The sequence below is a fragment of the Desulfosarcina sp. genome, from assembly GCF_041551955.1.
GTDB lineage: Bacteria > Desulfobacterota > Desulfobacteria > Desulfobacterales > Desulfosarcinaceae > Desulfosarcina.
Genome location: NZ_JBFELV010000366.1, coordinates 1 through 5,236, shown reverse-complemented (window position 1 = coordinate 5,236; position 5,236 = coordinate 1). Strand labels below are relative to the sequence as shown.

At 58.6% G+C, this 5,236-nt stretch carries 5 protein-coding genes and 1 pseudogene; 3 read left to right on the top strand and 3 right to left on the bottom strand.

What is annotated here, in order from left to right; translation table 11 throughout:
• The 3 genes and pseudogenes from ABYV26_RS20230 to ABYV26_RS20220 all read right to left on the bottom strand — a co-directional run.
• A pseudogene (locus tag ABYV26_RS20230) lies at window positions 1-446 on the bottom strand (hypothetical protein); the annotation flags it as partial.
• A complete protein-coding gene (locus ABYV26_RS20225) occupies window positions 439-2,934 on the bottom strand; it encodes an ABC transporter permease (protein WP_372683171.1) in 2,496 nt (831 codons plus the stop codon). The gene ABYV26_RS20225 and the pseudogene ABYV26_RS20230, both read right to left, overlap by 8 nt.
• Before the next feature lie 6 nt (window positions 2,935-2,940).
• Window positions 2,941-3,606 carry an ABC transporter ATP-binding protein gene (locus ABYV26_RS20220; RefSeq protein ID WP_372683170.1) on the bottom strand — a complete coding sequence of 222 codons (666 nt, stop codon included), beginning with the start codon at window positions 3,604-3,606 and terminating at the stop codon, window positions 2,941-2,943.
• Window positions 3,607-3,938: 332 nt separating this feature from the next.
• Between ABYV26_RS20220 and ABYV26_RS20215 the strand changes: the two genes are divergently transcribed.
• From ABYV26_RS20215 to ABYV26_RS20205, 3 genes are all read left to right on the top strand, one after another.
• On the top strand, window positions 3,939-4,175 hold the full coding sequence (locus tag ABYV26_RS20215) for a DUF3820 family protein (protein WP_372683169.1): 237 nt from the start codon (window positions 3,939-3,941) through the stop codon (window positions 4,173-4,175).
• A 146-nt stretch (window positions 4,176-4,321) separates the two neighbouring features.
• Complete coding sequence (locus ABYV26_RS20210; RefSeq protein WP_372683168.1) at window positions 4,322-4,759, top strand: DMT family transporter; 438 nt, start codon at window positions 4,322-4,324, stop codon at window positions 4,757-4,759.
• Between the two features lie 30 nt (window positions 4,760-4,789).
• Window positions 4,790-5,236 (top strand): ketopantoate reductase family protein (locus ABYV26_RS20205; RefSeq protein ID WP_372683167.1); only part of this gene is annotated, 447 nt, incomplete at its 3' end.

The window sequence follows — 5,236 nt, the reverse complement described above, 5'->3', positions numbered from 1 at the left end:
GCATTGATCACCTGATAGTTGCGCCCCTCGGCCTGCAGCCGGCGGGCCAGCTGAGCGGGATTGGCCTGATCTTCGGAAACGCCGAGCCCGGCGGTCAGGCTGTCTCCGACAGCCACGATGGTGCCCTGGTAGGCCGGGGCCGGCGGTTGGGTCACCACGATGGTTGTTTCAACCGGCGACTCCTGGCTGCAGCCGGATACCATCAACCCAACGCCTGCCAATAAGAGGGCCACCCCCTTAATCTGCCTTGGACGAAACTGGTAATTTTTTGCGGAGGCCGTCTTGAAGTGCGCATTCTGGTTCAAGGTCAAGGCGGAGCAACCATTCAAACCGCAGGCGCCCTGAAAGAAGTGCCCTTGGGGTGCATACAGGAGTATGTCGAGGATTTGAATGGCTATTCCAACGCAGAGATTGGACCAGAAGGCACATTTCAAGAGTCTATTCATTTTGCTGCTCCCTGAGGTACGCAACCGGTTTTTTGGCCATGATCGATCTCGAAGCCGCCATGCCCACCGTGACGGTCAGCAGCACGGTCAGGCCAACCATGGTCAGCGATATGGGGAAAAAAGGCCGATAACCGATATCGAACCTCAGCGTGCACACCCAATAGGCGCCGGCCTGGGCCAAGGCCAGGGCCAGGCCGCTGCTAAGCAGCCCGATCAATATATTTTCCAAGGCGAAGACGGTGAAGACGAACCGCCTGCCGGCCCCCAGGATCTTGTAGTAGACCGACTCGACCACCCGCTCGGCCCGGGTGGCAAATACCGCACTCACCAGGATCAGGAGACCCGCCGCTATGCTGAAGAGGCTGAAAACACGCACGATCCGAGACAGGCGAGCCATGAGCCGGGCCAGGATGCCGATGGTCTGGGACATATCGATGACGCTGATGTTGGGAAACCGGGAGACAATCGACGTTTGAAGCGGCCCCATTTGCCCGGGACTTACCGTCAGGGCGGCAAACAGGGTGTGCGGCGCCTGCTTCATTATCTCCTCTGGAAACACGAAGTAAAAAAAAGGGCTCAAGGATCGGCTGTCACGGGTTCGGATGCTGGATATGCGCGCGGTCAGGGGGACGCCCTGGATCTTGAAGCTGATGCGGTCGCCGATTTTCATCTCGCGCATCTCCACAATGCTATCCATGACCGACACCTGGGGCTCAGTCCAGTCGCTGCGAAAGAGCGTGTCCCCGTCGATCAGGGTTTCATCGTCCAGCAGTCCCTGCCGATAAGTCAGGTTGAAGACCCGCGATAGGTTGTCACGCCGTTTTTGTCCCTCCCGCCTGCGGTCGATGGCCTGGTCGTTCACCCCCGTGATCCGGGCCCGCACGATGGGGTAGAATTGAACCGGATGGCCGATGGCGGCCGAAAACGCCTCGGTCTGATCGGGCTGGATGTCCAAAAAAAAGGCGTTGGGTGCATCAGCAGGGAAGGACTGCACGAAGGTGGCATTCAAGTTCTTTTCGATGAGGTGGTTTCCGAAGATCACGGCCAGGGAGACCGTCAGGGTAATCATGATGGCCCGGGTGGCATTGCCCCGTCGAAACAGGCCTCGTATGGCCTGGCGCAGGGCCAGATGACGAACGGGCAGGCGTTTCATCGTCCACAGCGCCAGTTGGGCCAACAGCGCCGCCGCCAGGATCAGGGCGACGACAGCACCGACAAAATAGAAGCCAAAAAGAATGTCGCGCATGTGCCACAACACCAGGGCAAGAAAAAAGAGCAAGACCAGCAGGGCCGAGAGAAAATAGGGCCAGCGGGCGATGCCGACGGACGGCAGGCGGTTGAAGATGACCACCGGGCGCATCTCCTTGAGCCGGTACAGGGGCAGGAACGAAAACAGGGCGACCACGGTAAACCCCAGCATGACGGCCTCGACCACCCCGGTCCAGGCGATGGTCAGGCCAAGGCCCTCGGGCAACAGCGGGCCCAGCATCCAGGCCAGGCCGCCCTGGACTGCCGCACCGGCCAGAATGCCCACGCCGGTTCCCGCGGTGCCCAGTAAAAGGACCATGAGCATGAAGTGCGTGTTGATAAACCGACCGCTCGCGCCCACGGTTTTCATCACGGCAATGGTACGCTGTTTTTCGTTAAACAGGGCCGTGAGGGTGCTCTGAATGCCCAATCCGGACACAATCAGGATAAAAAGCCCCACCAGTTTGAGGAAAAACAGAAAATTGTCCAGAAACCGTTTAACCACAGACCCGGAGGTGAGGTACGTGTCGACGCTTTCCCCATCGAAGGGGGAGGCCTGTTTCAACCCGGCGGCAATGGCATCCACCTGAAGCGGGTCCATGACCTTGAGCAGCACCAGGCGGTGGATGCGGCTGCCGGTGGTCATCAGGCCCAGGGCATCCAGGTCCGAACTGTGGATGAAGACCCGGGGGCCGAATGCAAACAGATCCAGCGGGCGATCCGGTTCGGCCGTGACCACGTCATCGACGGTCAGTGTGGTGTAGCCGATCTTTAACCGATCGCCCACCTTCAGGCCGATGCGATCCAACAGGGTCTGCTCGACGATGCAGGCGCCGGGTGACAGCACCTGCTTGAAGGGGCGACCCGATTTCAACGTGACCTGGCCGTAAAAGGGGTAGCCCGCTTCCACCACTTTCAGCCTGGACAGCACAGAAGCCTTTTCGTCCGGCGCGCGCACCACGCTGTAGAATTCGTGAACGTTGGCCTTAACGATCCGGCCTTGGTCCGCCAGCCTGTCAACAGCTTGCACCAGGGGGGCGGAAATGGGATCGTGGGATCGGATGATAATGTCGGCGGCGTGCAGCGTGCGGGCGTCCTCAAGCAGGGCGCGGCTCACGCTTCTGGCAAATCCGGAAAAAGCGGTCAGGGTTGCCAGGGAAAGGGCAACGCAGAGCACAAACAGACCGGCCTGCAAATGGGAGCGGCGCACCTGGCGAAGAATCATGGGTATGTGGCGCATGGGCGGCTATCCGATCAGGTGTCCATCTTTGAGGGAAATCACCCGATCGGCGGCCTGGGCGATCTCCGGATTATGTGTCACCAGCACCAGGGTGGCCCCGTGTTCATTCTTCAGATCGATGAGCTGGGCGAGTACAATCTTGCCGTTCTCCGAATCCAGGTTTCCGGTGGGCTCGTCGGCAAAAAGCAGCTTGGGTCGGTTGATCAGGGCACGGCACAGGGCAATGCGCTGCTTTTCGCCCCCGGACAGCTGGCTGGGCAGATTGTCCGCCTGGGCTGACAGGCCCACACGTGCCAACAATTGTCCGGCGCGGCCATCCGCGTCGTTATCGCCCATCAGCTCGGCTGGAAACATGATATTTTCCCTGGCAGTCATCGACGGCACCAGGTGAAAGGATTGAAAGACGAAACCGATAGTCCGGTTGCGCAGCGGTGCCAGATCTTCTTCGGAGGCATGCGTGATCTCCCGATCGTCGATGAAGACCTGTCCGGACGTGGGGTGATCCAGCCCGGAAAGCAAGGTCAGCAAGGTGGTTTTGCCGCTGCCGCTACTGCCGGCAATGACGATGAATTCCCCTTTTTCGGCAGACAGGGACACATTTTCCAGTACGGTGATGGCGCGGTGATCCACGGTATAGGTTTTGACAAGATTGCGTGCTTCCAGCAGGGCCATGGTTGTTAGGTCTCCCCCCACGGGTTCAAAGGTTCAGGGTTCAGCGGTTCAGGGTTCATCGAAAATGTCAGCCACAATCACCGTTGTCGGTAAACGCTGAACCTGTGACCGTTTCCGGAGAAAGATAAGGCATCATCCAGGATTTTCAAATCGGGAGGAAGGCAGCGTCGAAAAATGGAACGGAACCGATCGACCGTTGTCGCTTTGACCATCGGCCGCGCTCGCGCCGCGGGAAAACCAAAAAAAGAAGCGCCTGTCTTGCAATTTTTGAGTGTCGGGGCTATTCACACCCAACCCTTTCGACCAACCCGGCAAGAACAAGGACCCGCAGCATGCCCACTGATAACGACTGTCAACCGCATCCGGACGTGCTGCTCAAGCTGGCCGGCATGCGCATGCCTTTCGGCAGGTACAAGGACCGCTTGCTGATCGATCTACCGGAGGACTATGTGATATGGCTGGCCAACAAGGGCTTTCCAGGAGGGCCGTTGGGCGACATGTTACGTGAGGTGTATGAAATCAAAGTCAACGGGCTTGAGTATCTCTTCAAGCCGCTTCGGGTGTTGTAAACTGAGGTTTTGTTATTTCTCTGCAGGCATGTCAGTAAATCGTAGTACCTAAACAAAAAGGGTATGCATTCACCGGCTCAGGCTTAGGCAAAAAAGCAACCCTGTACCTTTGAACCCGTGAACGGTTATCAGAAAGGAAACCGGCCTTGGGCACAACTATACCCCTGATCATCATCGCGGCCATCGGCGGCATCGCCATGGCACTCCAGGCCCAGTTCATGGGGCTGATGGACAAACAGATCGGCACGTTGGAAAGCGTGTTCATCACCTATGGTGGCGGGGGGCTGCTGGTCGGTCTGGCCATGCTGCTGAGCCGGGGCGGAAACCTGACCGCCTGGCAGACCGTGCCCTGGTATGCGCTGTCTGCCGGTGCTCTGGGCCTGGTGATTGTCGGCACCATCGGATATGGCACTGCACGCCTGGGATTGGTGTCGGCGATGACGATCATCATTGCCGCCCAGTTTATCAGCGGCGCGGTCATCGATCATTTCGGGGTTCTCGGTGCAGATCTGAAACCCCTTGACCTATACCGCCTTTCCGGCATCGGATTGTTGCTGATGGGAACCTGGCTGATCGTTCGATAATCACTACAACACGTACAAGGAGCCTTAGCCATGTCAGCGATTCGAAAAATTTCAATTGTGGGCGCCGGTGCCATGGGTGCGGCCTACGCGGCCATGTTCACTGACGCCGTGGGCTTTTCCGTCTCCTTTGTGGCGCGGGGCAAGCGCTACGAGGGCCTGAAAAACAAAACCTTCACCATTAACGACAAGCTGTACCAAGTCCCTGTGATACACGCGGACAAGCTGGTTGAGCCGGCCGACTTGATCATCGTGGCCCTGAAGCATCATCACCTGGCCGGGGCCGTCGCCGACATCGCCGCCCTAGCAGGATCCGATACCGCTATCCTGTCGGTGATGAACGGCCTGGAAAGCGAAAAGATCATCGGGGCCACCTGCGGCATGGACAAGCTGGTCTACGCCATCGCCGTGGGCATCGATGCGATGCGCGAAGGTAATTGCTTCACCTATGCCAACCCCGGAAAAATCATCTTCGGACCG